Origin of the sequence: Chitinophaga sp. Ak27 (assembly GCF_012726295.1) — a bacterium.
In the GTDB taxonomy this organism is placed as follows: Bacteria; Bacteroidota; Bacteroidia; order Chitinophagales; family Chitinophagaceae; genus Chitinophaga.
On sequence record NZ_JABAOB010000006.1, the window covers coordinates 483,051 to 507,448 of the forward strand.

The 24,398-nt window shown below is 45.2% G+C and carries 24 protein-coding genes and 1 tRNA gene; 10 read left to right on the forward strand and 15 right to left on the reverse strand.

All coding sequences use genetic code 11. The features are described 5' to 3' along the window. Positions 1-10: 10 nt before the first annotated feature. Together HGH90_RS21715 and HGH90_RS21720 are read right to left on the reverse strand one after the other, a co-directional pair. Positions 11-1,057, reverse strand: a complete 1,047-nt coding sequence (locus HGH90_RS21715) for a Gfo/Idh/MocA family oxidoreductase (protein WP_168767048.1) — start codon at positions 1,055-1,057, stop codon at positions 11-13. 51 nt (positions 1,058-1,108) lie between these two features. Beyond that, positions 1,109-2,662: a helicase HerA-like domain-containing protein gene (locus HGH90_RS21720; RefSeq protein WP_168767049.1), complete on the reverse strand. Its 1,554-nt coding sequence runs from the start codon at positions 2,660-2,662 to the stop codon at positions 1,109-1,111. A gap of 167 nt (positions 2,663-2,829) precedes the next feature. Between HGH90_RS21720 and HGH90_RS21725 the strand changes: the two genes are divergently transcribed. Further along, the gene (locus HGH90_RS21725) at positions 2,830-3,327 is read left to right on the forward strand and encodes a DUF2975 domain-containing protein (RefSeq protein ID WP_169191876.1); all 498 of its coding nucleotides are present in this window, start codon (positions 2,830-2,832) and stop codon (positions 3,325-3,327) included. Positions 3,328-3,335: 8 nt separating this feature from the next. After that, positions 3,336-3,539 (forward strand): helix-turn-helix domain-containing protein, encoded by a 204-nt coding sequence (locus HGH90_RS21730; protein ID WP_168742726.1) that lies wholly within the window; start codon positions 3,336-3,338, stop codon positions 3,537-3,539. Between the two features lie 77 nt (positions 3,540-3,616). On the opposite strand, the gene HGH90_RS21735 is transcribed toward HGH90_RS21730, so the two are convergent. The 8 genes from HGH90_RS21735 to HGH90_RS21770 all read right to left on the reverse strand — a co-directional run bounded on the left by HGH90_RS21735 (position 3,617) and on the right by HGH90_RS21770 (position 11,619). Further along, a complete protein-coding gene (locus tag HGH90_RS21735; protein WP_211092464.1) occupies positions 3,617-3,997 on the reverse strand; it encodes a co-chaperone GroES family protein in 381 nt (126 codons plus the stop codon). A 56-nt stretch (positions 3,998-4,053) separates the two neighbouring features. Then, on the reverse strand, positions 4,054-4,893 hold the full coding sequence (locus HGH90_RS21740) for an MBL fold metallo-hydrolase (protein WP_168767051.1): 840 nt from the start codon (positions 4,891-4,893) through the stop codon (positions 4,054-4,056). A gap of 73 nt (positions 4,894-4,966) precedes the next feature. Beyond that, positions 4,967-6,250, reverse strand: a complete 1,284-nt coding sequence (locus HGH90_RS21745) for an MFS transporter (protein ID WP_168767052.1) — start codon at positions 6,248-6,250, stop codon at positions 4,967-4,969. 147 nt (positions 6,251-6,397) lie between these two features. Next, a complete protein-coding gene (locus HGH90_RS21750; RefSeq protein ID WP_168767053.1) occupies positions 6,398-7,015 on the reverse strand; it encodes an ATP-binding cassette domain-containing protein in 618 nt (205 codons plus the stop codon). Further along, positions 6,999-7,799, reverse strand: coding sequence for an acyl-ACP--UDP-N-acetylglucosamine O-acyltransferase (gene lpxA, locus HGH90_RS21755; RefSeq protein ID WP_168742722.1), 801 nt, complete (start codon positions 7,797-7,799; stop codon positions 6,999-7,001). Before lpxA ends, HGH90_RS21750 begins: the two co-directional genes overlap by 17 nt. A gap of 5 nt (positions 7,800-7,804) precedes the next feature. Beyond that, the gene (locus tag HGH90_RS21760; protein WP_169191877.1) at positions 7,805-9,214 is read right to left on the reverse strand and encodes a bifunctional UDP-3-O-[3-hydroxymyristoyl] N-acetylglucosamine deacetylase/3-hydroxyacyl-ACP dehydratase; all 1,410 of its coding nucleotides are present in this window, start codon (positions 9,212-9,214) and stop codon (positions 7,805-7,807) included. 42 nt (positions 9,215-9,256) lie between these two features. Continuing rightward, complete coding sequence (gene lpxD / locus HGH90_RS21765) at positions 9,257-10,306, reverse strand: UDP-3-O-(3-hydroxymyristoyl)glucosamine N-acyltransferase (protein ID WP_145660475.1); 1,050 nt, start codon at positions 10,304-10,306, stop codon at positions 9,257-9,259. A gap of 68 nt (positions 10,307-10,374) precedes the next feature. After that, a complete protein-coding gene (locus HGH90_RS21770) occupies positions 10,375-11,619 on the reverse strand; it encodes an HD domain-containing protein (protein WP_168767055.1) in 1,245 nt (414 codons plus the stop codon). Positions 11,620-11,966: 347 nt separating this feature from the next. On the opposite strand from HGH90_RS21770, the gene HGH90_RS21775 reads away from it, so the two are divergent. The 6 genes from HGH90_RS21775 (at position 11,967) to HGH90_RS21800 (ending at position 18,141) form a co-directional block, all read left to right on the forward strand. Beyond that, positions 11,967-13,520: a response regulator gene (locus tag HGH90_RS21775; RefSeq protein WP_168767056.1), complete on the forward strand. Its 1,554-nt coding sequence runs from the start codon at positions 11,967-11,969 to the stop codon at positions 13,518-13,520. 23 nt (positions 13,521-13,543) lie between these two features. Then, on the forward strand, positions 13,544-13,870 hold the full coding sequence (locus tag HGH90_RS21780; RefSeq protein ID WP_168767057.1) for a hypothetical protein: 327 nt from the start codon (positions 13,544-13,546) through the stop codon (positions 13,868-13,870). Positions 13,871-13,893: 23 nt separating this feature from the next. Beyond that, a complete protein-coding gene (locus HGH90_RS21785) occupies positions 13,894-14,655 on the forward strand; it encodes an MBL fold metallo-hydrolase (protein WP_168767058.1) in 762 nt (253 codons plus the stop codon). A gap of 71 nt (positions 14,656-14,726) precedes the next feature. Next, positions 14,727-15,689, forward strand: a complete 963-nt coding sequence (locus HGH90_RS21790) for a helix-hairpin-helix domain-containing protein (protein ID WP_168767059.1) — start codon at positions 14,727-14,729, stop codon at positions 15,687-15,689. A 12-nt stretch (positions 15,690-15,701) separates the two neighbouring features. Beyond that, positions 15,702-16,841 carry an acyl-CoA dehydrogenase family protein gene (locus HGH90_RS21795; RefSeq protein ID WP_169191878.1) on the forward strand — a complete coding sequence of 380 codons (1,140 nt, stop codon included), beginning with the start codon at positions 15,702-15,704 and terminating at the stop codon, positions 16,839-16,841. Between the two features lie 424 nt (positions 16,842-17,265). After that, the gene (locus HGH90_RS21800) at positions 17,266-18,141 is read left to right on the forward strand and encodes a cytochrome c (protein WP_169191879.1); all 876 of its coding nucleotides are present in this window, start codon (positions 17,266-17,268) and stop codon (positions 18,139-18,141) included. A 64-nt stretch (positions 18,142-18,205) separates the two neighbouring features. Here HGH90_RS21800 and HGH90_RS21805 read toward each other — a convergent pair whose 3' ends face one another. The 5 genes from HGH90_RS21805 to HGH90_RS21825 all read right to left on the reverse strand — a co-directional run bounded on the left by HGH90_RS21805 (position 18,206) and on the right by HGH90_RS21825 (position 22,386). Beyond that, the gene (locus HGH90_RS21805) at positions 18,206-18,490 is read right to left on the reverse strand and encodes a hypothetical protein (protein WP_168767062.1); all 285 of its coding nucleotides are present in this window, start codon (positions 18,488-18,490) and stop codon (positions 18,206-18,208) included. A 57-nt stretch (positions 18,491-18,547) separates the two neighbouring features. Next, a complete protein-coding gene (gene clpX / locus HGH90_RS21810) occupies positions 18,548-19,795 on the reverse strand; it encodes an ATP-dependent Clp protease ATP-binding subunit ClpX (protein ID WP_168767063.1) in 1,248 nt (415 codons plus the stop codon). 223 nt (positions 19,796-20,018) lie between these two features. Next, positions 20,019-20,720 (reverse strand): ATP-dependent Clp endopeptidase proteolytic subunit ClpP, encoded by a 702-nt coding sequence (gene clpP / locus HGH90_RS21815; protein ID WP_168767064.1) that lies wholly within the window; start codon positions 20,718-20,720, stop codon positions 20,019-20,021. Further along, on the reverse strand, positions 20,710-22,089 hold the full coding sequence (gene tig / locus HGH90_RS21820) for a trigger factor (RefSeq protein ID WP_168767065.1): 1,380 nt from the start codon (positions 22,087-22,089) through the stop codon (positions 20,710-20,712). The genes clpP and tig overlap by 11 nt, the downstream gene beginning before the upstream one ends. 215 nt (positions 22,090-22,304) lie before the next feature. Continuing rightward, positions 22,305-22,386: transfer RNA gene (locus tag HGH90_RS21825), tRNA-Leu, on the reverse strand. A 233-nt stretch (positions 22,387-22,619) separates the two neighbouring features. On the opposite strand from HGH90_RS21825, the gene HGH90_RS21830 reads away from it, so the two are divergent. After that, on the forward strand, positions 22,620-23,843 hold the full coding sequence (locus HGH90_RS21830; RefSeq protein ID WP_168767066.1) for an ROK family transcriptional regulator: 1,224 nt from the start codon (positions 22,620-22,622) through the stop codon (positions 23,841-23,843). Positions 23,844-23,899: 56 nt separating this feature from the next. Then, complete coding sequence (locus HGH90_RS21835) at positions 23,900-24,322, forward strand: VOC family protein (protein WP_169191880.1); 423 nt, start codon at positions 23,900-23,902, stop codon at positions 24,320-24,322. The last annotated feature ends 76 nt before the right edge of the window (positions 24,323-24,398 follow it).

The window sequence follows — 24,398 nt, forward strand, 5'->3', positions numbered from 1 at the left end:
AGCATGGAAATTATAAGGTAATTACTTTCCCTTCTTTGCTGCTCTCAAAAGCTGCTTCTATTACCCTGATTACTTTAATAGCATCTTGCGGAGGCACCGGGTTGGCGGCTTTATTGACCAGGGCTTCGAATACTCCCTGGTAATAGTCCATGTAATTGCCGCTGCCACCAGGTATATATTGCTTTACCACCTTACCATCAATTTCGGTATGTAGTAAACCCCATTCGTGTGGCGCTTCTGCTCCCCAGTCGGGACTATTGGGAAAAAGGCCTCTTTGCAGCTGGGCTTCCTGTATGTCGGACTTGGTTTTGATAAAGGAACCAACGCGTCCATGTATTTGGTAAGCCGGCAGGGCTTCCCTTACCAGGTAACTGCATTTTACACGGGCGCGCAGCTGGTCATAATAAAGTACCAGTTCAAAATAATCATCTACAATTGAGTCCCGGCGGATAACCCGGATATCCGCCCATACCGCTTTAGGCATGCCAAACAGTGTAATGGCCTGGTCGATCAGGTGAGAGCCCAGGTCGTAGAGGGAGCCGGTACCAGGACCTCCTACTTCTTTATGTTTTTTATAGCTGAGCTCTTCTTTGAAACGGTCATAGTGTATTTCTGCTTCAAGAATGTCGCCTAACTGGCCGGACTGCACTATTTGTTTCACTACTTTGTAATCGCTGTCGTAGCGGCGGTTGTGATAAACGCTGAGCAGCAGTCCTTTTGATGCTGCGAGGGCAGCCAACTCTTCGCCTTCTTTGGCATGTACCGTGAAAGGCTTTTCTACTACTACATTCTTTCCTGCTTCCAGGGCGGCTTTTACGTAATCATAGTGCGTGTAGTTGGGGGTATTTACCACAATCAATTCCAGGTCTTTGTCGGCCAGCATTTCTTCCACACTCGTATATACCTTTACGTTAGGATACCGTTGCCGGGCCAAGTCCTTGCTTCTTTCCACGACCGCTGTAAATTCGAATCCCGGATTTACATGAAGGAAGGGGGCATGAAATATTTGTCCGGACATGCCGTACGAGCATACGCCCGTCTTGATAATTCTACTCATACTTTAAATATATTGATGTAAGCAGGCAGCGAAGCGCTGCCGGTTGCATAATTAAAACCAACTTTTACTTTTATTGCTCCGTCCACCCAGGCCCAGCGCACCCAGTAAGCTACGTGTAATAACGCTGGCGGCGGTACGTCCTACCTGTCTGGCCGCAGAGCTTTCCAGTACCTGTTCAATCAACCCTTTTTCTTCTTTTTGTTTACCACCAGCAGCTTTAGGCGCTTCCTGGGCAGCGGTTTTGTCGGCCGCTTCCTGCAGTTTGGCAGTAAGGATTTCGTAGGCGCTTTCACTGTCAATTTCTTCGCTGTATTTTTTTACCAGCTTGGAATTATCTGCGATGGCATCGATTTCCGCTGTTGTTAAAACATCCATTCGGGATCTCGGGGATACCAACATGGTAGCGGCGAGCGGGGTAGGTACCCCTTTTTCATTCAGACAGGTAACCAGTGCTTCACCAATTCCTATCTGCGTTAACAGCTCATCTGTTTTATAGAAGTCCGATAACGGGTAGTTCTCAGCGGTTTGCTTAATGGTTTTCCGGTCATTGGCAGTAAACGCGCGCAGGGCGTGTTGTACCTTCAAACCCAGTTGCCCCAGTACAGACGGAGGTACATCCATCGGGTTTTGGGTACAGAAGAAAATACCTACTCCTTTTGAGCGGATTAGTTTGATGATGGTATCTATTTGTTTCAATAACGCATCGCTGGCTTCATTGAAAATGAGATGCGCTTCGTCGATAAACATTACCAGCTTGGGTTTATCAAGGTCGCCTTCTTCCGGAAGGGTGGCATATAATTCGGCCAACAGGCTTAGCATAAAGGTAGAAAAGAGCTTGGGCCTGTCTTGTATATCGCTTACACGCAGGATGGAAACCATGCCCCGGCCGTCGTCACTCACACGCATCAGGTCATCTACTTCAAAAGATTTTTCTCCGAAGAATAAACCTGCGCCCTGTTGTTCCAGCTCTATCACTTTACGTAAAACGGTGCCGGTAGAAGTAGTAGATATTTTACCGTAGTCTTTTTCCAGGTCTGCCTTGCCTTCATCGCTGGCGTATTGGAGTACTTTTTTAAAGTCCTTTAAGTCGAGTAAGGGAAGTTTGTTATCATCGCAATACTTGAATAGCATCGCTACCAGGCCTGCTTGGGTGTCATTCAGCTCCAGTATTTTTGACAGCAGAACGGGGCCAAATTCGCTGACAGTAGCGCGGAGACGTACGCCTTTCTCCTGGCTGAGCGACAGTAGTTCTGCCGGATAGGCTGCAGGGCTCCAGGTGCCGCCTATTTTCTGATACCTTTCTGTTATTTTGGGATTACTGGTGCCGGCCGCGGCAATACCACTCAAATCTCCTTTAATGTCCATTAAGAGTACAGGTACGCTGGCATCGCTCAGTCCTTCTGCAATTACCTGCAGGGTTTTGGTTTTACCGGTGCCCGTAGCTCCTGCTATGAGGCCGTGCCGGTTAAGGGTACTCAATGGAAGCAATACATCTGCTCCCGCAACTACTTCGCCGTTCAACATGGCACAACCTAATTTGAAATGCTCGCCTTTGAAGGTATAGCCGTTTTTGATATAGTCCAGAAATGCATCCTGATTGGCCATGACTTAGATTTTTTTATGAAGATAATAAAAAGCATTAACCGTTTAAGTATCAATTTATTGCCTATGAATATATATTGTTTTTCGGCTTATATTTATTGATAATCGATAAAATTATTTTGTTTATCGATACGGGTTGCATAGTTTTAAGTTCAATAAAATAACTACAAATGAAAATTGCTACCTATTTGCTGTTACTTAAAATAGCAGTGCTTATTTCTGCATTGCTGACTATTGGAGTCATTGGAGTGAATATTTACATGTACTTTTTTGAGTTGGGAACTCCAGCAGGAGCTGGTCCAGTGGCTTATGCACAAATTATAGTGTTCGAACATATTGCCATGGCACTACTCTATTTAGTGATCGCTTTTTGTTCATTTAAGCTATTAGTAGGAACAGCAGATCGGGAGCTCATTTCCCGTAAAAATTTGACTTTGGTAAAAGGAATTCTTTGGACGTTATTGGCATTATTACTGACGAAAATAGCTTTCGCGTGGGTCATTGGAAATAGCATCGTGATTCCAGCAGCAAGCAGGTTATACTTCCGTGTAGCAGGCATTTTGGGATCGACCTGGGAACTGCTGATGGCATTCATTGTTATTTTTATCTTAGCGGTTGTTTTTGAAAAGGCCGTACGCTTGAAAGAAGAAGAGGCGCTTACTATTTAATTGTTGTTATGGGAATAATTGTAAACCTGGATGTAATGTTGGCTAAAAGAAAAATGTCGCTTACAGAATTGAGCGTACAGGTAGGCATTACGATGGCTAATCTGAGTATATTGAAGAGTGGCAAAGCCAAAGCTATCCGGTTTTCTACGCTGGAGGCTATCTGCCGGGTATTGGATTGCCAGCCGGGGGATATCCTGGAATATAAGGAATAATGCTTCCTCATTCAATAAAAACGAAAAATCTGCTGCTAAACAGCAGATTTTTGAAATATGAAAATGTGTAGATCGCTTTAAAGGTCTTCTTCTCTTTCCAGCATTAAGATAGCGCCCTGTGGTACTATATAATACGTTTCCTCTTCATATACCACTGCCGTAGAGCCACTAAGGAGGAAGATAGCCAAATCGCCTTCTTTTACCTGCAAAGGGATATACTTTACTTTTTCTTCTTCTGGTTTCCATGCTTCATCTACGTCAGCGGGAGTAGGTATAGCATACCCAGGGCCGGTTTTGATAACATAGCCCCGCTGTACTTTTTCTTTTTCCTGTACCCCCGGAGGCAGGTACAAGCCGCTGCTGGTGCGCTCGTGGGGAGTAGCTGGCTTTATGAGCACGCGATCGCCCACTACAATCAGTTTTTTCAATTTATTATCCGTTGTTATGTGTATAGCCATACCTCCCCATTATCAAAAATGATGCAGCAGCGGGAATGGTGACAGAGTGACAGTTATCAGAGGCTGCTTAGCTTAAATGTTTCGGCTGCCCTGATGCCTTTTTCAGTCTGCTGTAACACGCAACACTCATTCACAGGGTCATGCTCGAAAAATAAGATGTATTCGTTATCTACCGCCTCTTGGAGAAAGGTTTTCTTTTCATGAATCGTCCTCAGCGGGAACATGTCGTAAGACATTACATAAGGAATGGGAATATGTGCCGTAGAAGGCAGTAAATCCGCCATATAAATAATGGTCTTACCCTTGTATTGAATTTGTGGAAGCATCATAGCATCCGTATGTCCGCTTACAAAACGGATAGAGATATTGTCAACAAATGAAATGCCTTCGGTGTGGGCAATGAACCGGAGCTGGCCACTTTCTTTAATGGGCAGGATATTTTCTTTCAGAAAAGATGCCTTTTCCCGGTCGTTGGGATGGGTAGCCCAGTTCCAGTGTCCTTCATTACTCCAGTATACGGCGTTTTTAAAGGCTGGCACGAGGGCATCGCCTTGGCGGACAATACTACCACCGCAATGGTCGAAATGTAAGTGCGTAAGGAATACATCGGTAATATCATCCCGATGGAAGCCATGTGCAGCCAGTGATTTATCCAGGGTAGCATCGCCATGAGGCTGATAATGACTGAAGAATTTGGCGTCCTGTTTGTCGCCGAGGCCATTATCTATGAGGATAAGCCGGTTACCATCTTCAATCAGCAGGCAACGCAGGGCCCAGGTACAGAGGTTGTTTTCATCGGCCGGATTCAGTTTGTTCCAGATGCTTTTAGGCACAACACCGAACATGGCGCCGCCGTCCAGCTTAAAGAATCCTGTATCTATGGTGTATAATTTCATAAAATTGTTATTTGGATATTTGATACCAGAAAGTTACCCATTTCTGTAACCAAATATCCAAATAGCAATAAAATTAAATTGCCGGTTTTAATTGTTGCTGCTTACGCAGCGCTGATAAAACCCATATCAACCCAATGATAAAAAACACGACTAACGCCAGTACTGAGTTGCGCATATCTTCGGTCAGGTCATCTATATAGGCAAACGAAAACATACCTATTACGATAGATAGCTTTTCGGTAACATCATAATAACTAAAGAAGGAGGTGGTGTCTGTTGTTTCTGGCATCAGCTTGGCGTAGGTAGAGCGGCTGAGGGATTGTATGCCTCCCATTACAAGGCCCACAGCAGTAGCCAGCATATAGAAGTGGGTAGCGGTTTGCATTTTATAGCCTGCAATACAAATACCTACCCATAGTATCACTACGCCAATCAATACACGTAGATTACCATATTTATCCGATAAGCGGGCCATGCTCCAGGCGCCAAGAATAGCTACCAGCTGTATGATCACCACGGTTACAATCAGCATCTGGGCCGGCAGGTGTAATACTTTGCTGCCGAAAACAGTGGCGGCCATCATTACGGTTTGTACCCCCATACTGTAGAAAAAGAAACCGCGCAGGAATCTTTTCAATACCGGCATCTGTTTTACCTGGGCATATACCTTGCGCAATTCAGTAAAACCTTCTGTGAGCGCACTGCCGGTATGTTGCGATACCGTAGCTATACTATCCGGAAGCCGTGCAAAGGTGATAAGCGCAAAGCCCAGCCACCATACACCTACCAGCAGGAAGGTGAGCTTCACCGGCATACTTTCATCCATGCCCAACTTTGGACCTGCTATCACCAGGCCAAAACCAATCAATTGCAGGATAACACTGCCTATATATCCCATGCTGAAGCCACGGGCGCTGATACGGTCCCTGTCTTCAGGCGCGGCTATTTCAGGCAGATAGGAGTTGTAAAACACCAGTCCTCCGCAATAACCTACGGTAGATAGCATAAAACAAACAACCCCCAGCATTAGCGTGCTCGAGTCAAAAAAATACAACGCGCTACAGGAGAGCGCACCTAATATGGTAAAGAAGCGGAGAAAATTCTTTTTGTTTCCCCGGGTATCCGCAATAGAAGATAATATGGGAGAAGCGATAGCCACCAGCAGGTAAGCCGCTGCCATGGTGTAATTGTACAAGGCGGAGTTTACAAATTTCATTCCCAGGAAGGAAACATGTTCATTGGTTACCGCAAGAAAATAGATAGGGAAAAAAGTTGTAGTAATAACCAGGTTGTACACGGAGTTGGCCCAGTCGTACATGGCCCAGCCATTGATCACTTTAGTACTGGCAGTCTTCATATAGCTTATAGCTTTTTACGAAGATAGTTTTTATAAGCAAAAAGTGGAAAGCACAAAGCAAAAAGCTATTGTAGCGAATGATCTATGCGAATATCTGCAAATCGCGTTGGTCATTCGCTACAATAGCTTTTTGCTTTGTACTTTCCGCTACTTATAGTCGAGGATCTGGACATGCTCTTTGCACATGAAATATTCCTGCTCATCATTAGAGCTGACAATAATCGTACGATTGCCGCCATATTCGTTGATAAGCGCCTGGTACTGGGCGGTGCCAGCTGCATCGAGATTGGTGCAGGGTTCATCCAGCAGGAGCACTGGAACGTCGGATAAAATGGCGAGTGCCAGCTTGGTACGCTGTTTCATGCCGGAAGAAAAATTCCGTATCTGCTTGTTGGCCGCCTTTTCCAGGCCTACCAGCTCCATGGCTTTTTTGGGGGTGATGCCAGGAAGAAGGCTTTTGAATTGTTGGTGAAAGTGAATGATTTCTGTAAGGGTAAACTCTTCAATCAGTTCCAGGTAGGGCGCTGCAATGGCACAGTACCGGAAAAACGCATCTGGTGCGATGGGTTTTTCCGGTGTGCCGTATGTAATGGTGCCTTCATTATGTTGAATGGCGCCATAGATGACTTGTAATAGAGTAGATTTGCCCGAACCATTGGGCCCCAGTATAGCGTAGCGTTGTCCTTCACTAAAGGTGAGGGTTACACGCCGGAAAATCCAGTCGTAGTTATAGCGCTTGCCTGTCTGGTTAAGAGATATCGTCATTGGTTCTGGAAGTATAGCCTCTCATAATACCACGTCCTGATTCACGGATGAACGACAGGATTTCATCTCTTTCATCGGTAGCAGGGAATTCTGCCTCTATGATACTGATAGCTTTGGATAACTTAAAGCCTTTCACAAAAATTATCCGGTAAATATCCAGGATGTGATTGATTTTTTCCAGCGGAAAGCCTCTGCGTTTCAGGCCTACGGAGTTTACGCCCACATAGGATAATGGTTCGCGGGCAGCTTTTACGTAGGGAGGCACGTCTTTACGTACCAGAGAGCCCCCGGTAACGAAGGCGTGATCGCCGATTTTGCAGAACTGTTGCACTGCCACCATACCTGCCAGCACTACATTGTTGCCAACAGAAATATGGCCTGCCAGGGTAGTGTTATTGGAAAATACGCAGTAGTTACCTACTTCACAGTCGTGTGCAATATGGCTGTAAGCCATGATCAGGCAATTATTACCGATTTTGGTTCTCCACTTGTCTTTGGTACCGCGGTTGATGGTTACATATTCACGGATAGTGGTATTGTCGCCTATTTCCGCCGTAGTTTCTTCACCCGCAAATTTCAAATCCTGAGGGATGGCGGAAATAACAGCACCCGGGAAAATACGGCAGTTTTTGCCGATGCGGGCTCCTTCCATAATAGTTACGTTGGAACCAATCCAGGTGCCATCACCGATTTCAACATTTTTATGTATGACGGTAAATGGATCAATTTTTACATTAGGCGCTACTTTGGCGTCTGGATGTATGTATGTAAGCGGGTGGATCATTGCGATTATTTGCCTTCTCTTGTTTTTATAATTTGTGCTACCATGTCGGCCTCAGTAGCTACCTTGTTACCGATAAATACTGTCCCCCGCATTTCTACAAGGCCTCTTCTGATAGGACTCAGCAATTCCATTTTAAGAATCATGGTATCGCCGGGTACTACTTTTGATTTGAATTTACAGTTGTCTATTTTCAGGAAATAAGTATCATAATTTTCCGGATCCGGGACACGGTTCAGCGCCAGGATACCGCCTACCTGTGCCAGTGCTTCCAGCTGCAGTACGCCGGGCATTACCGGGTTACCAGGGAAATGGCCCTGGAAGAAGCCTTCATTGAAAGTAACGTTCTTGACACCGACTACTTTCTCTTCTCCCAGCTCAATGATCTTATCTACCAGCAGCATCGGGTAACGATGCGGCAGCGTTCTTTCAATACGTGGTGTATCGAAGATAGGTGGTTGATTAGGATCGTATACAGGTACGTCTTTATTGTGTTTGTTCTTTTTAATATACGCTTTAATCTTACGGGCAAATTCCACGTTGGAAGCGTGTCCCGGGCGGGTAGCAATGATATGCGCATTGATCGGATAACCTATCAGGGCCAGGTCACCTACTACGTCCAGCAGCTTGTGGCGGGCAGGTTCGTTAGGAAAGCGCAGTTCTATGTTGTTGAGAATACCTTCTTTCTGTACAGAGATGTTGTCCCGGTTAAACACCTTGGCTAAGCGGGCCAGTTCCTCGTCTGTTACGGGTTTGTCTACCACAACGATTGCGTTGTTAATATCGCCGCCTTTAATCAGGTTGAGCGACAACTGGTATTCCAGCTCATGTAAAAAGCAGAAAGTACGGCAGGGCGCAATTTCTGTTTTGAACTCCTCTATCCCTTTCATTTTGGCATGTTGGGTGCCTAGTACAGGGGAGTTGAAGTCAATCAGACAGGTAATGCGATAGTCTACCGCCGGCATGGCTACCATTTCTACCTTTTTCTTCTCATCATAATAGCTGATGTTGGTATCTATGGTATAGTATACTTTCTTGGCATCCTGGTTTTGAAGGCCTGTTTTTTCTATAGCGTCAATAAATGGCCAGGCGCTGCCATCCATAATAGGAATTTCACCGCCATCCAGTTCTACCAGTGCGTTGTCTACACCGGTTCCTGCCAAAGCAGCCATAATATGTTCTATGGTACTTACCCGGGCGCCGTTATGTTCCAGGGTGGTGCTGCGGGTAGTTTCCACTACATAATCCACGTCCGCTTTTACGATAGGTTGCCCCGGCAGATCTATACGTTGAAATTTAATCCCATGGCCTGGTGTTGCTGGCTTCAGGGTCATATTAACATAGGCGCCTGTATGCAAGCCAATACCCGACAAGGTAATTTCACCCTTCAGGGTATGTTGGTATTGCTGATTTTCCATAATAAGCTAACTAATATGTAACTATTTGACCAGTAATCGATTTTATACACCTGCCCTTTCCTGTAATAGTTGTTTTACCATCTCCTCCAGTTCCTTCACGCGCTTTTCAAGGTCCGGCAAATTTCTAAAAATTGCCTGACTTTTCAGCGAACTTTTATAATCGTACGCCGGAGAACCGGTTAAAGATGTATTGGGTACGGTTATCGACTTAGACAAGCCGCTCTGTGCATTGATTTTAGTGTTATCAGCAATATGGATATGACCTACCATACCTACCTGTCCGCCAATCACGCAATTCTGGCCAATCTTGGTGCTACCGGATACCCCTGTTTGGGCGGCAATAACCGTATTGGTGCCTATATCCACATTGTGCGCTACCTGGATCAGGTTGTCCAGCTTCACACCAGCACGGATCACGGTACTGCCCATGGTAGCCCGGTCAATAGTCGTATTGGCGCCGATTTCCACGTTGTCATGAATCACCACGTTCCCAATCTGCGGCACCTTTTTATAAGAACCATCCGGCTGAGGGGCAAAGCCAAAGCCATCGCCACCTATTACGCAACCGGCATGCAGCATAACGCGGCTGCCTACCACACAGTTGTCATATACTTTTACACCTGGGTACAAGATGGAGTCGTTGTTTACGATCACATTGTCGCCCAGGTATACGCCTGGATATATTTTTACATTGTTGCCCAGTACCACGTTTTCTCCCAGATAGGCAAAAGCGCCTACAAACACGTTTTCACCCATTTTCACGGAAGCGGGGACATAAGAAGGTTGCTGAATACCGGATTTGTTACCGGTAAGGTAGCGATACTGCTCCAACAGCAGTGCAAAACTGCTATAGGCATCTTTTACCCTGATCAGCGTAGATTTAATCGGACGTTCTATCACCAGGCTTTCATTCACGATAAGAATGGAGGCATTGGTGGTGTATATGAACTCTTCATATTTAGGATTGGCTATGAAACTGAGCATGCCCTCGCCAGCTTCTTCAATCTTGGCGATGTTGCTCACCTTTACGTCCGGATTCCCCTCCAGCTTACCATTTAACATGGTAGCTAATTGTAATGCGCTAAACTGCATAGTTTAAAATTGTAATGTTTTCCAGGCCACACCGGATAGTATGAAATTATTCTTTAACATTTTATTCCTTATAAAACGTTGTTAGCCTGAATTTTTGGATGACAAATGTAGAATTTTTTTACCGGTATCGCCAGCGTATGGCTAATCAGTGCATTGTCGATGGAGGAAATGTCTTTTACAGTTCCGTCTTTAAATAGGATATTAATCTTCTCGTCATTAACATTATAGGCCCTTAACGTAGCGGCGCCGGAAAAAACAAAGTAATCCAGGTCAGGTCCTTCAATGCCCCATTTCTGTTTAATCTGCTCCTTCAATAACTGCGCGGCACTGTCATCAAATGCCTGGTTACTTAAAACGACTTTGAATAAGTTCCTGTTTATTAACCATTTGCACAAAAGCGACAATACTTTGTCCTCGTGCATCGTCCACACCTTTATCGCTCCCAGGATATCATAGTCGTCCAGTTGGCAAAATAACTGCAGACAGTCTGGTGTTCGTTCAAAGTTATCCCTGGTCACTGTATTATACAGGAAATATGCCAGTGCGGGAGAACAGAACAATTCTTTTCCCTCCTGGGCCAGCTGTTTGGCCCTGCACAGGATCTTTACCAGCATATTTTCCGCACTCAGCACCGTTTTATGCAGGTATACCTGCCAGTACATCAGCCGCCGGGCAATGACAAATTTTTCGATAGAATAGATGCCTTTTTCTTCCACCATGAGTTCTCCATGATGTACAGTCAGCATTTTTATAATCCGATCGTACCCAATGGTGCCTTCGGCCACCCCGGTATAGAAACTGTCGCGGTTCAGGTAATCCATCCTATCCACATCTAACTGGCTGGATACCAGTTGATGTAGGAATTTTTTATGATACCGTCCGTTAAAGATGTCAAGCGTGAGTGTCAGGGCGCCATCCATTTCCTTGTTGAGGTGCTCCATCAGCCACTGGGAAATCTCTTCATGAGAAACCCCTTCTATAATGCCATTTTCCAGGGCGTGAGAATAAGGACCATGGCCGACATCATGCAACAAAATAGCCAATTTGGTGGCTATCTCCTCATCGGCGGTAATCGCTACCCCTTTGCTCCGCAGTTCCTGCAAAGCCATGCTCATCAGGTGATAGGCGCCCATGCTATGATGAAATCGCGTGTGCATCGCACCCGGGTACACCAGGTGGGCCAGCGCCATCTGATGTATGCGGCGGAGCCGCTGGTAACATGGGTGTGATATGAGGTTAAGAATCAACGGGTGATCTATGGTAATAAAGCCATACACCGGATCATTAACAATTTTTCGCTTGCGTTCGGTCATTGCATTTAATTATACATTTCAGACAGGGCGTCCGCGTCTGAAATCCCTGGTGCCTGTTGCAAAGCTACACCATGAATTAATTATATGTAATTTTTTTACTTATAATGACGCTCTCCGTCCACGAAACCCCTATGACAGACAGTAAAAAACAGTTGGTAGGTTACAGGTAATTAAATGTTATGGATGCGAAGGTAAATAACTTTATCAGCCCTCACACTTTTTACTGCGATCATTTTACCAGGTATTTCCGTTTTTAACATATAATTACGGCCAATTGACAGGCAGGGAATGATATTTGCCGAAAAATAGGGTTAAATTTCTTTTTTTACGGCATCTTAAATCTTACTATGAGTCAGATAAATATACTATGGGTAGACGATGAGATAGAATCCCTCAAATCGCAGATTATCTTCCTGGAAAACAAAGGTTATAAAGTTTCCGCCCTCACCAATGGCTATGATGCCCTCGAATTCCTGAAAGAACAGGTAGTTGATGTGGTATTACTCGATGAATCCATGCCCGGTATCACCGGACTTGAAACCCTGAGTAAAATCAAGGAGATAGATCAGCAGATTCCTATCGTGATGATCACCAAAAATGAGGCAGAAAACGTAATGGACGACGCCATCGGCTCCCAGATCACTGATTATCTCATTAAACCCGTCAATCCCAACCAGGTATTATTATCTCTCAAAAAAATAATTGACAACAAAAGACTGGTAGCTGAAAAAACCACTACGGCCTATCAGCAGGAGTTCCGCAGCCTTTTCATGGCGTTAAGCTCCAATCCTGATTACAACGAGTGGATGGATATTTATAAAAAGCTGGTGTATTGGGAAATGGAAATGGCCAAAACCAATAGCCCCGAAATGCTGGAAGTATTCAACGCCCAGAAAACGGAAGCCAACAGCGAATTTTCCAAGTTCATATCCCGGAATTACAGCGACTGGCTCCATCCGAAGACCAAGGATGCCCCGGTAATGTCGCATACCCTGTTCCGCGACAAAGTGGTACCCAACCTGGATCCCAATGTACCCAATGTATTCCTGCTGATAGATAATCTGCGCTATGACCAGTGGAAAGCTATTCTTCCTATTTTCCAGGAATCATTCCGGCTCATGGAGGAAGAATCTTTCTTCAGTATTTTACCTACCAGTACGCAATACAGCCGTAACGCCATATTTGCGGGTATGCTCCCGGTAGATATAGAACACCGCTTCCCGCAGGAATGGAAGAATGACGATGAGGAAGGGGGAAAGAACCTGTTTGAAGAGCATTTCTTTGCCGCCCAGCTGAAACAGCTGAAAATGGATCCACGGTTTTCGTACACCAAGGTGACCAACCACGCGGATGCCCAGTCTATGCTTAATAACATCCATAATATGCTCGACTACCCACTGAGCGTTATTGTATATAATTTTGTGGATATGCTCAGTCATGCCCGCACAGAAATGGAAGTACTGAAAGAGCTGGCCGGCGATGAGGCTTCTTACCGTTCTATTACCGCCAGCTGGTTTGAACACAGCCCGCTGCACCAGGCACTGAAACGCATCAGTGATAAAAAATTCAACCTGCTAATCGCAACCGATCATGGTAGTGTGAGAGTGAAAACACCGGTAAAAGTGATCGGCGATAAGCAAACCACCACCAATCTGCGCTACAAACACGGACGTAACCTGAATTACGATCCCAAGGAAGTACTGGCTTTCAGGGATCCCCGCGATGCCGGCTTACCAAAGCCCAACGTGAATTCGTCCTATATTTTTGCCAAAGGCGATGGCTATCTCTGCTATCCCAATAACTACAATTATTTTGTCAATTACTATCGTAATACCTTTCAGCACGGTGGAATTTCCCTGGAGGAAATGATTGTGCCCTTTGCAAGAATGACCACCAAATAGGCGCTTTTTGCTATTTTCGCATCATGAATATCAAAATCACACCTAACAACCTGTCTAAACTGGAAAAGATCTTTGAGGAGGCTAAATATGTACTGCGCTTCGAAAAAGGTAGTTTCCTTTCCGGGTACTGCATTCTGGAACACAAGAAAGTGGTAGTGATCAACAAATTCCTGAACCTGGAAGGGCGTATTAACACCCTCATTGATATCTTGGGCACGTTGCCACTGGAAGAAGAAGCCCTCACAGCCGAATCTCACAAGCTGTACAAACAGATACAGTCCAGCAAACTTCTTCCCAACGCAGATGAGGCAGCTGCGGAGGACGAACAGGCAGCACCATCAGCGGAATAAGTTAAACAGACAAATGCATTGGGATGAAAGTCACATTTTTAGGTACCGGTACATCGCAGGGAGTTCCCGTAATAGCTTGTGGTTGCGAAGTGTGTGCTTCTATTGATAAAAAAGACAAACGTTTACGGAGCAGTATACTGATTACCGCTCCGGCTGGAAATATTGTAGTGGATACTACGCCTGATTTCCGCTACCAGATGCTGCGGGAAAAGGTAGGGCACCTGGAAGCGGTGCTGATCACCCATTCACATAAAGATCATATTGCAGGCATGGATGATATCCGTGCCTTTAATTATTTTCAGAGAAGCGCTATCAACATATACGCTACAGAATTTAGCCAAACCGTGATCAAGCGAGAGTTTGCCTATGCCTTTTCCGATTTTAAATACCCCGGTATCCCCGAAATCAATTTACGGAACATTCCTGGCGAGTCCTTTGATATCAATGGATTGCCCGTAACGCCTATACAGGTGATGCACCACAAGATGCCGGTGATGGGCTTCCGCGTACATGATTTCACCTATATTACCGATGCTAACTATATTGCACCGGAGGAAAAGGACAAGATAAGAGGGTCGAAAATACTGGTGCTGAACGCTCTCCGTAAGGAAAAGCATATCTCCCATTTCACCCTGGACGAAGCCATTGAGCTAGGACGGGAATTGGAAATTCCACAGGTGTATTTTACCCATATCAGCCACCAGCTGGGTTTACACGAGGAAGTGTCGAAAGAACTGCCTGCCGGGATGGCCCTGGCCTACGACGGATTAAGCCTGGAAATTTAGTGTCGTTTTATTTCTGTTAACATACCAAGTACCGCAATAGACTAGCTTTGGAGCCAAATTGTTGTTGACCCATGTGGAAAACGGTTGTACGTGAATACCTGCGCTTTTCCAGGAAAGAGCGCGCTGGCATAACGCTGCTGGTGGCAGCTATGTTGCTTACCTGTTATACCCCCGACCTGCTTTTTTATTTCCGGCGTGTGCCCGTTACCGATAGTACTGAGCTGAAAGCAGCCATCCAATATTTTGAGGCGTTGGAGGCAGATACAGTGTCTGCCGTACCTGCGTTGGAAAAGGTTTCGCCCGATAAGCCATTATTTTATTTCGATCCCAATACCCTGTCAGTAGCAGGCTGGCAGCAGTTGGGGCTTAGCGAGCGTACGGCCCTTACTGTCACGAAATATGTAGCGCATGGCGGGCATTTCCGGGAGCCGGCCGACCTGCAGAAAATCTATGGCCTGCCACCAGCATTATATGCCCGCCTGCAGCCCTGGGTACGTATTGTAAAAAATAACAGCCCGAAGAAAATACAGGGGGAGAAGGAAACTGTAACAGGGTTCCGGAAGGAGCAGTCGGGATATCGTGGCTGGCAAAAAGATACTACGTTTAGGCATTATAGTAAGAAAACGCCGCCGGAGATAATTGATATTAATACCGCAGATTCGGCGGTCTGGCAAACTTTACCGGGGATAGGACCGGGGTTTTCCCGTAGGATTGTTGCCTTCCGGGACCGGTTGGGAGGCTTTTATGCAGTAGAGCAGGTAGCTGAATGTTATGGATTACCTGACTCAACATTTCAAAAAATTCAACCTTTTTTGAAGATCGGTAGCAGTTCTCTAAAAAAAATAGACCTCAACCTCACAGATGAAAAATCTTTGGCAGCTCACCCATACATACGCTACAAACTGGCCCACTTAATTGTGCAGTACCGCACTACCCACGCGGGTTTCAGGGAGGTATCGGAGCTTCGCAGCCTGCCGTTGGTGGATGACGTTATTTATCGTAAAATTGAGCATTACATAGACATCAAACATTAAATCCACGCGTTTATGAACTTTGAGCCTACGGAAATGCAACAACAGATTGCACAAATGATCCGGGATTTCGGAAAGACAAACATTCAGCCACACGTGATGGAATGGGATGAGCGACAGGAGTTCCCGGTAAAAGTACTGAAGCAGTTGGGAGAGCTGGGCCTGATGGGGGTTTTGGTACCACAGGAATATGGTGGCAGTGGATTGGGATACCTGGAGTATGTAACAGTTATTAGTGAGATATCCCGCATTTGCGGTGCTATCGGCCTAAGCGTGGCTGCGCATAATTCTTTGTGTACCGGTCACACCCTGAAGTTTGGCAATGAAGTCCAGAAACAGCGGTATTTGCCTAAGCTGGCCAGCGGAGAATGGATCGGCGCGTGGGGCTTAACGGAGCCTAATACCGGCTCCGACGCCATGAATATGAAATGTGTAGCCAAAAAAGAGGGGAATGAATGGGTGATCAACGGTACCAAATGCTGGATTACCCATGGCAAAAGCTGTGATATGGCAGTAGTGATTGCCCGTACCGGCGATATACGCGATAGTCACGGTATGAGTGCTTTTGTGGTAGAAAAAGGAACTCCAGGTTTCAGCGGAGGAAAGAAAGAAAATAAACTAGGCATGCGGGCTTCCGAAACTGCAGAAATGATATTTGATAATTGCCGTATTCCCGCCGAAAACATGCTGGGAGAGGAGGGCGATGGCTTTATTCAGTCTATGAAGGTGCTGGACGGTGGCCGTATTTCTATCGCAGCGTTATCACTTGGCATTGCCAAAGGCGCTATGGATGCTGCTATCAAATACTCCAAGGAAAGGCACCAGTTTGATCAGCCCATCTCCAATTTCCAGGGCATTTCCTTTAAACTGGCAGATATGGCCACAGAAGTTGCCGCTGCGGAGTTATTAACTATGCAGGCCGCCGATATGAAAAACCGGAAGGTAAAAATGACGCAGCAAGCCGCCATGGCAAAGTATTACGCTTCTGAGGTGGCGGTAAAAGTAGCGAATGATGCCGTACAAATCTTTGGTGGATATGGCTATACAAAGGATTTTCCGGTGGAAAAATTTTATCGTGATGCAAAATTATGCACCATCGGAGAGGGTACTTCCGAGATTCAAAAGATCGTTATTGCCCGGGAAGCACTAAGATAGAATAACGATTTTGCAATTGATTTTGATAAGCTTGAAGAGATATAATTTTTTTAATTTAAAAAAAGGCCATTTATAAGCCGTTCATCATTTTTTTAAAATAATTTGATATTAACCCTTTAGTGTTATTGAATATTGCAAAAGGAACGTTAAATTTGGGTTAATTCATCACTCTTTACCGTTTATCAACCTTAACACACAAAATCAAGAAAGATTTGAAACACTTTTACGCAATGAGAAGCACCCTGTAATATGGGTGCTTTTCTATACCGGGTCTGGCCGGTTTATCCCGTATAAAGATGCTTAGTAAAAGATGTAGACCTGTAATCCACGTTATGATTTTGTTCATAATTCAGTACTACTACTGAGCCTCATGATATTTATCCCTATTACTTTTGTCCCTCACTTATTGTTAATTCTTTTTGTTATGTTCTCCAAAATCTTAAAATGGGCCGCCATTGCTGGGCTGGCGCTATTGTTGGTATTATTGCTTTCATTCGGCATTTTTTCTTTTCTTTTTCATCAGCATGCAAACCGGCAGTATGCAGTGCAGGTAAGGGATATCCCGGTTCCAGATGATTCTGCCACTATTGCCGCGGGCCGCCACTTGTATGAAATCAAGGGCTGTGGCGAATGTCATGGCGCCAACCTGGGAGGAAAGATGTTTGTGAACGATCCGCCTATCGGGCGTTTCTCGGGGCCTAACCTTACCCGTGGAAAAGGCGGCCTGCCGGCAAGCTTTGATAACAGGGCCTGGCTAAAGGCTATGCGGCATGGTTTAAATGCCGAAAATAAGCCGTTATTACTGATGCCTTCCCAGGAGTTCACCTTGATGGATGATCACGATATGGCGGCTATAATTGCGTTTTGTAAGGCACAGCCTCCGGTGGATGTGCCTACCCAACGTGTACAGGTGGGTGCTTTAGGTAAGATTTTATCCGTGGCCGGGAAAATCCCCATGTTTCCGGCCGAGTTGATAGATCATTCCCGTCAGCAACCGCAAAAGGTAGCCAAGGCAGCTACCGTGGATTATGGCAGGTATTTATCGGCCTCCTGCCAGGGCTGTCACCGCCCTACGCTCACAGGAGGAGATAATCCTGTACCCGGTGGCGCCCCGGTGGCCAATATTACCGCTACCGGTAATGTGGGAAAATGGTCTAAAGAAGATTTTATCGCCGCATTACGCACTGGAAAAACGCCGGAAGGTAAACAGTTGAAGGTAAGTGATATGCCCTGGAATATGACGGCGCAGTACACCGATGATGAGCTGACAGCGCTTTATCTTTATCTGAGAAGTATCTAAAAACGAGAAAGGGCTTTTCTGGTAGGCCACTACCGGAAAAGCCCTTTTTATAAGCAGGGACAGCCTACTTTTTATCTTTGAAGAAGTCAGACACTTTTTCCTTTGCCTCTTCCGCCCAATCCTCCGCCTTGTCTTTCACATCTTCCAGGAAATCGCTCGCCTGGTCCATCAGGCCGGGCTTCTTGTCTTCTGCTTTTCCTGACATTCCTGCAAACCAGTTATCAACAGTACCTGCGATAAACGGTGGTAATTTTCCCTTCACATATTCTTTTATCACGTCTATGGACTGTACCGCCTGTTCGGGCGTAAGTCCGGCTTTTTCCTGCAATTGCTGAATGAGTTCCTGCATAAAATGCGTGTTTTATGGTTAGCAATAGTTTGGCAATTTCCGGATATCTGAAAAAGATCAGGCTACTTTCAGTTTTACGAGGGTAGACTGCTCCAGCTTAGACTGTGCATATTCCCGGGTAAGGTGGAAAGTAGTTTCATTAGCGGAAGGCAGTTCGTACATGGCATCGCTCAGCACCACCTCGCAGATGGAGCGTAATCCGCGTGCACCGAGTTTGTATTCCATGGCTTTGTCTACGATATACTCTACCGCTTCTTCTTCTACCTGTAAATCGATGTTTTCAACTTTGAAAAGCTTCTTGTATTGTTTTACCAGTGCATTTTTAGGCTCTGTTAAGATAGCTTTCAATGTGTCTCTGTCGAGAGAATTCAGGTAAGTCACTACCGGCAAACGTCCCAGTAACTCAGGGATCAGGCCAAAGGATTTCAGGTCTTGCGAATTGATATAGCGCAGGATTTGTTTCCTGTTTTCTTCTTCTCTTTCCTTGTTAACGGTGAAGCCGATAGAATGTGTTTGTATTCTTCTGCTGATAATTTTTTCAATGCCGTCAAATGCGCCACCGCAGATGAAGAGAATGTTTTGTGTATTTAATTTTATCAGCTTTTGTTCCGGGTGTTTACGACCGCCCTGTGGAGGTACCAGTACCTCGGTGCCTTCCAGCAGTTTGAGGAGGCCCTGTTGTACGCCTTCTCCGCTCACATCGCGGGTGATGGACGGGTTATCGCTTTTACGGGCAATCTTATCGATTTCATCGATGTATACGATACCGCGTTCGGCTGCTTCCACATCGTAGTTACATACCTGGAGGAGGCGGCTGAGGATACTTTCCACGTCTTCGCCCACATAACCTGCTTCGGTGAATACAGTAGCATCTACGATGGCAAAAGGAACGTTCAGTTGTTTGGCGATGGATTTTGCCAGCAATGTTTTACCGGTACCGGTTTCACCCACCATGATGATATTGGATTTTTCAATTTCCACCTCATCGTCACCTATCTGCTGATTGAGTCTTTTATAGTGGTTATATACGGCTACTGCCAGTATTTTCTTGGCATCGTCCTGTCCGATTACGTATTCGTCCAGGAATCTTTTCATGTCTATGGGTTTAGACACTTTTGGAGTAAAATGGGGCGCTACGCTGGTCGCAGCGGTCTTTTTGCCCGGAGTGAATAATTCCTGGTCAATTATTTCCTGTGCGTTGGCGACACAATTTTCGCAGATATGACCTTCTGCGCCGGCGATCAGTATCTGCACTTCTTCCTTGGGACGGCTGCAAAAGGAGCAACGGATTTTTGATTCTTTCATTTCGGAATAGATTATTTTTCTACGAAACTATCATTGTCTGCATTGGCATTGCAGGGTTACAAATTTACACTAAATAGCCGAAAGCGGAAAGTATCGTCCATAAAGCTATTGTAGCGAAAAAGGATAGCGAAAACGGTAGCGAAATATATCAAAAAATCGCTATCATCCTGGCTATCCTTTTTCGCTACAATAGCTTTATGCTTTGCGCTTTATACTTTAAACTTTACTGTGGTGTATCCAGATTTTTCTTTGGATTTTTCTGAAGAACGTCATCAATGATGCCGTATTCTTTCGCTTCATCCGCAGTCATCCAATAGTCACGATCGGAATCTTTTTCCACTTTTTTTACGGGTTGTCCGCAGTGGCCGGCAATGATTTCGTTCAGCTCTTTCTTCAGCTTTACGAACTCACGCGCAGTGATTTCGATATCTGAAGTCTGGCCTTCCGCACCGCCGTGAGGCTGGTGGATCATTACGCGGGCATGTTTCAGCGCAGTACGTTTTCCTTTAGCGCCGGCTACCAGTAATACAGCGCCGAAAGAGGCCGCCATACCGGTACAAATAGTAGCGATATCAGGAGAAACTACCTGCATGGTATCATAAATACCCAGGCCTGCATACACACTACCACCAGGGCTGTTGATGTACATCTGGATATCACGGTTACGGTCGGCAGACTCCAGGAATAACAACTGTGCAGTAATTACGTTTGCTACATAGTCGTTTACCGGGTCGCCCAGGAAAATAATACGATCAGCCATCAACCTGGAGAAAACGTCCATCTGTTGCATGTTTAACTGACGCTCTTCAAGGATATAAGGAGTCAGGCTGTTTAACTGGTGGCTTTTAGCGTAACTATCTACTACCAGGCTGCTGATTCCACGATGCTGGATGGCATATTTTCTGAATTCGTTATTAATGTTCATGATGGTGATGTTTATGAGGTAAATTAACAAAATCTTCTGCTTTGATTTCCTCTTCTTTCACGTTCACCTTAGCTTCCGCCCAGTCAAACAACTTGGCAGTGATCATTTCACGGTAAGTCTGGTCTACGAATTTTTCATCCTGTAACAGGCGATCCAGGTAGCTGTCTAACCATTCTGCTCCATCAGCAGCGGCGCCGCCATAGTAGCCCAATACTTTTTGTTTGGCATTTTCTTTCAGGTCTTCGAAAGAAACTTCCAGTTTATTTTCTTTAACCAGTTTATCGCTGATCAGTGTCCAACGCAGTTGGTGGTCGAAACCAGGGAATTCTTTTTCTGCTTCTTCTGCGGTTTTAGGTTTTTCACCACCTACCTGCAGCCAGCGTTTGAGGAAATCCTTTGGTAAGTCAATGGGAGTTTCGTGTACCAATACTTCAAACAGGTCGTTGTGAAGGTGGTTACGGCTTTCAGAATCCCAGTATTTACCGATTTCTTCTTTCAGTTTAGTCCGGAAAGCCTCTTCTGTGGAGATGTCTTCACCTGGATAAACTTCTTTGAAGAATTCTTCGTTCAATTCTCTTTTTTCAATCAGACCTACCTTGGTAATAGTCAGTTTGAAATATTTTTTTGCTGCTTCCTGGTCGTTTGTTTCAAAGCCCAGATCTTTCAGGATCCAGCCTAAGCGTTGTTCGTCGAAGGAAGTAGCCAGTTGGAATACGATGCTGTCGTCATTTTTCTTGCCCTGCAGTTCAGCCTGGATAGCAGGGGAGAAATATTTAACGAGTAAAGCGTTTTCTTTTACGATACCGCCTTCAATGACATTACCCTTTTCGTCAGACTCTTCGAATTTAACGTTAATCACGTTATCTTCCGAAGTAATTGTTTCAGGTTCTGTAGTTTTACCACCTTTCAGCTGTAAACGCTGTACTTCATCGTTTACCATTTCATCGGTAACGGTTACTTTATATTTAGTAAGGGTGGTTTTGTTGTTTTCCAGTGGAGTAACAGCGAAAGCAGGTTTCAGACCTACTTCAAATTCGAAGGAGTAGTCTGCCGGTGCGTTGAAGTTCAGGTCTTTAGGCTCTTTTTCCAGGGATAATGGCTGGCCAAAGATTTCCAGTTTCTCTGCCTGCACATAGCCCATTAATTCTCTTTCTACAGTTTTCAGAATTTCATCACCAAAGATAGCCTGACCGTGCATCTTCTTAACCATACCTGCAGGTACCATTCCTTTACGGAAGCCAGGTATGTTGGCGTTTTTGCTGAATTGTTTTACTGCCTTGTCAAAATTAGGAAGGTAATCTTCCTTGTTCACTTTCACAGTGATCTTATCGTTCAATAAACCAATGTTTTCTCTGGTAACGGTTGCCATAATTGAATTATATAAAGTGTTCTTTAAGAAGCAATAATGATTCCTTGTTTGTTTTTCTGCCATGAAGTCACAAAGGCAAGTAGGAATGGCAGGAAATTATTTGTTATTAAAATCAGGTGAAAGTGTGTCTGAATAAGACAACAGTGACAATGAAAAGGAAGGAGAGCATAGCATTATCACATTGCCATATTGACGCATTGCCACATAATTATAAGTGCGGATGAAGGGACTCGAACCCCCATGCCTCGCGGCACCAGATCCTAAGTCTGGCATGTCTACCAATTTCATCACATCCGCATTAAATAAAAGAACTCACTCATTTTTGTACTCATTCACCCCCCAAGGCTGGTGATCACACATGACAAGAGCTACCTTTTTTAGCTTAAAAAGGATTGCAAAGGTATCAATTTTTGCGAATTAACAAAATCATTTATAAGAGAACTTTAACCGCCTTTCTCGGCCTATTTTAAAAAAAATCAGATTTAGCGCCTTAAATTGGAGATAATTATTGTAAAAGTCTATCTGACGCTATGGCCAAAACCTTCTTTGAAGAATTAAACAATGCAAATGCTACAGGGGTAGCTTACAAGAACATCAACCTGAAAAAGGCCGCCCTGGCCTATTTTGCCAATAATGGCCATGCTACCATTGCCGATTTGTGTAAGGAACTGAACCTGAGCACACCCAAGGTAACCAACCTGGTCAACGATCTTATCAACGACGGGCTGGTAATGGATTACGGGAAGATTGAATCCACTGGCGGACGGAAGCCCAACCTGTACGGCCTGGTGGCCGATTCGGCTTTCTTTATCGGCGTGGATGTAAAACACGACCACCTCAACCTGGGCCTGTCAGATTTTCATAAAAACCTGGTCACAACGGAGGAAGCCCTTCCTTATACGCTCGATAACACTAAAGCCTCACTGGAAGAGCTTTGTCAACTTATTAATAATTTTATTGATGGATTAACCGTGTCCAGGGAGAAAATCCTGGGAATCGGCATCAATATCTCCGGCCGCATCAACTATGCCACCGGCTACAACTATAGCCTCTTTTACTTCGATGAGGAGCCACTCAGCAAAGTAATCGGCAACAAGGTAGGAATCCGGGTGTTCCTGGAAAACGACTCCCGTGCCATGGCTTATGGGGAGTTTTGCTCCGACCTGGTACATGGCGAGCGCAATGTGTTGTTCCTGAACCTGGATTACGGAATCGGGATGGGGGTACTGATCAACGGGGAACTCTATTACGGTAAATCCGGCTATAGCGGAGAAGTGGGCCATATCCCCATGTACGATAATGAAATCATTTGCCATTGCGGTAAAAAAGGATGTCTGGAAACGGAAGCTTCCGGCTGGGCCCTGGTTAATATGTTTCGCCAGAAACTGGCAGCGGGTTCCTCTTCGATGTTGTCTCGTACCCACCGGTCGCCCGAAGACATTCACCTGCCCGATATTATTGAAGCGGCTAACAACGACGATATGCTGGCCATAGAACTTATTGCTAAAGTGGGGGAGAAACTGGGGCGCGGCGTGGCACTGCTGATGAATATTTTTAACCCCGAACTGGTGATCCTGGGCGGGGCACTGGCAGCTACCCAGGATCATATCAGGCTCCCCATAAAAAGCGCGATGAAAAAATATTCACTGAGCCTGGTGAGTAACGATTCCAAACTTAAAATGTCCAAGTTGGGTGAACGGGCGGGCATCATCGGGGCCTGCCTGTTGGTAAGAAATAAGGTGTTGATAAGTTAGTTTTGGTTAACTTTATTATCTACCTGAATTCCATCTTTTACCCAAAACAAAATGTCATGTCAAACACACTAACAACCTACTTCATTTTCAATGGCAACTGCCGGGAAGCGATGACCTTTTATCAAAAAGTGTTGGGTGGTGATCTGAAAGTTATGACGATGGCCGATTCTCCCATGAAAGATCAGGTGCCTCCCGGTACAGAAAACCTGGTAATGCATGCCTTCCTTCAAACACCGGGCTTCGCACTGATGGCCTCCGATGGTATGCAGGGACCGCCACCGGTAAATGGTGATTCCGTTTCGCAGGCACTCACTGTTACTAATACAGAAGACGCAGAAGCTGTATTTGCTAAACTATCTGAAGGAGGAAAAGTGACAATGCCCATTCAGGAAACATTCTGGGCACACCGCTATGGTCAGTTAATCGACAAGTACGGTATGCATTGGATGGTGAGCTACAATAAGCCCATGGAGATGTAATCACGCAAAGGCGCTAAAAAGCAAAGCAGCAAAGGAGATATTGGTGTAATCCCTTTGCTGCTTTGCTTTTTAGTAC

Bases quoted from the DNA above. Each gene is read 5' to 3' on its own strand.
- HGH90_RS21715 (WP_168767048.1), bottom strand. From the start codon at position 1,057: ATGAGTAGAATTATCAAGACGGGCGTATGCTCGTACGGCATGTCCGGA.
- HGH90_RS21720 (WP_168767049.1), bottom strand. From the start codon at position 2,662: ATGGCCAATCAGGATGCATTTCTGGACTATATCAAAAACGGCTATACC.
- HGH90_RS21725 (WP_169191876.1), top strand. From the start codon at position 2,830: ATGAAAATTGCTACCTATTTGCTGTTACTTAAAATAGCAGTGCTTATT.
- HGH90_RS21730 (WP_168742726.1), top strand. From the start codon at position 3,336: ATGGGAATAATTGTAAACCTGGATGTAATGTTGGCTAAAAGAAAAATG.
- HGH90_RS21735 (WP_211092464.1), bottom strand. From the start codon at position 3,997: ATGGCTATACACATAACAACGGATAATAAATTGAAAAAACTGATTGTA.
- HGH90_RS21740 (WP_168767051.1), bottom strand. From the start codon at position 4,893: ATGAAATTATACACCATAGATACAGGATTCTTTAAGCTGGACGGCGGC.
- HGH90_RS21745 (WP_168767052.1), bottom strand. From the start codon at position 6,250: ATGAAGACTGCCAGTACTAAAGTGATCAATGGCTGGGCCATGTACGAC.
- HGH90_RS21750 (WP_168767053.1), bottom strand. From the start codon at position 7,015: ATGACGATATCTCTTAACCAGACAGGCAAGCGCTATAACTACGACTGG.
- lpxA (WP_168742722.1), bottom strand. From the start codon at position 7,799: ATGATCCACCCGCTTACATACATACATCCAGACGCCAAAGTAGCGCCT.
- HGH90_RS21760 (WP_169191877.1), bottom strand. From the start codon at position 9,214: ATGGAAAATCAGCAATACCAACATACCCTGAAGGGTGAAATTACCTTG.
- lpxD (WP_145660475.1), bottom strand. From the start codon at position 10,306: ATGCAGTTTAGCGCATTACAATTAGCTACCATGTTAAATGGTAAGCTG.
- HGH90_RS21770 (WP_168767055.1), bottom strand. From the start codon at position 11,619: ATGACCGAACGCAAGCGAAAAATTGTTAATGATCCGGTGTATGGCTTT.
- HGH90_RS21775 (WP_168767056.1), top strand. From the start codon at position 11,967: ATGAGTCAGATAAATATACTATGGGTAGACGATGAGATAGAATCCCTC.
- HGH90_RS21780 (WP_168767057.1), top strand. From the start codon at position 13,544: ATGAATATCAAAATCACACCTAACAACCTGTCTAAACTGGAAAAGATC.
- HGH90_RS21785 (WP_168767058.1), top strand. From the start codon at position 13,894: ATGAAAGTCACATTTTTAGGTACCGGTACATCGCAGGGAGTTCCCGTA.
- HGH90_RS21790 (WP_168767059.1), top strand. From the start codon at position 14,727: ATGTGGAAAACGGTTGTACGTGAATACCTGCGCTTTTCCAGGAAAGAG.
- HGH90_RS21795 (WP_169191878.1), top strand. From the start codon at position 15,702: ATGAACTTTGAGCCTACGGAAATGCAACAACAGATTGCACAAATGATC.
- HGH90_RS21800 (WP_169191879.1), top strand. From the start codon at position 17,266: ATGTTCTCCAAAATCTTAAAATGGGCCGCCATTGCTGGGCTGGCGCTA.
- HGH90_RS21805 (WP_168767062.1), bottom strand. From the start codon at position 18,490: ATGCAGGAACTCATTCAGCAATTGCAGGAAAAAGCCGGACTTACGCCC.
- clpX (WP_168767063.1), bottom strand. From the start codon at position 19,795: ATGAAAGAATCAAAAATCCGTTGCTCCTTTTGCAGCCGTCCCAAGGAA.
- clpP (WP_168767064.1), bottom strand. From the start codon at position 20,720: ATGAACATTAATAACGAATTCAGAAAATATGCCATCCAGCATCGTGGA.
- tig (WP_168767065.1), bottom strand. From the start codon at position 22,089: ATGGCAACCGTTACCAGAGAAAACATTGGTTTATTGAACGATAAGATC.
- HGH90_RS21830 (WP_168767066.1), top strand. From the start codon at position 22,620: ATGGCCAAAACCTTCTTTGAAGAATTAAACAATGCAAATGCTACAGGG.
- HGH90_RS21835 (WP_169191880.1), top strand. From the start codon at position 23,900: ATGTCAAACACACTAACAACCTACTTCATTTTCAATGGCAACTGCCGG.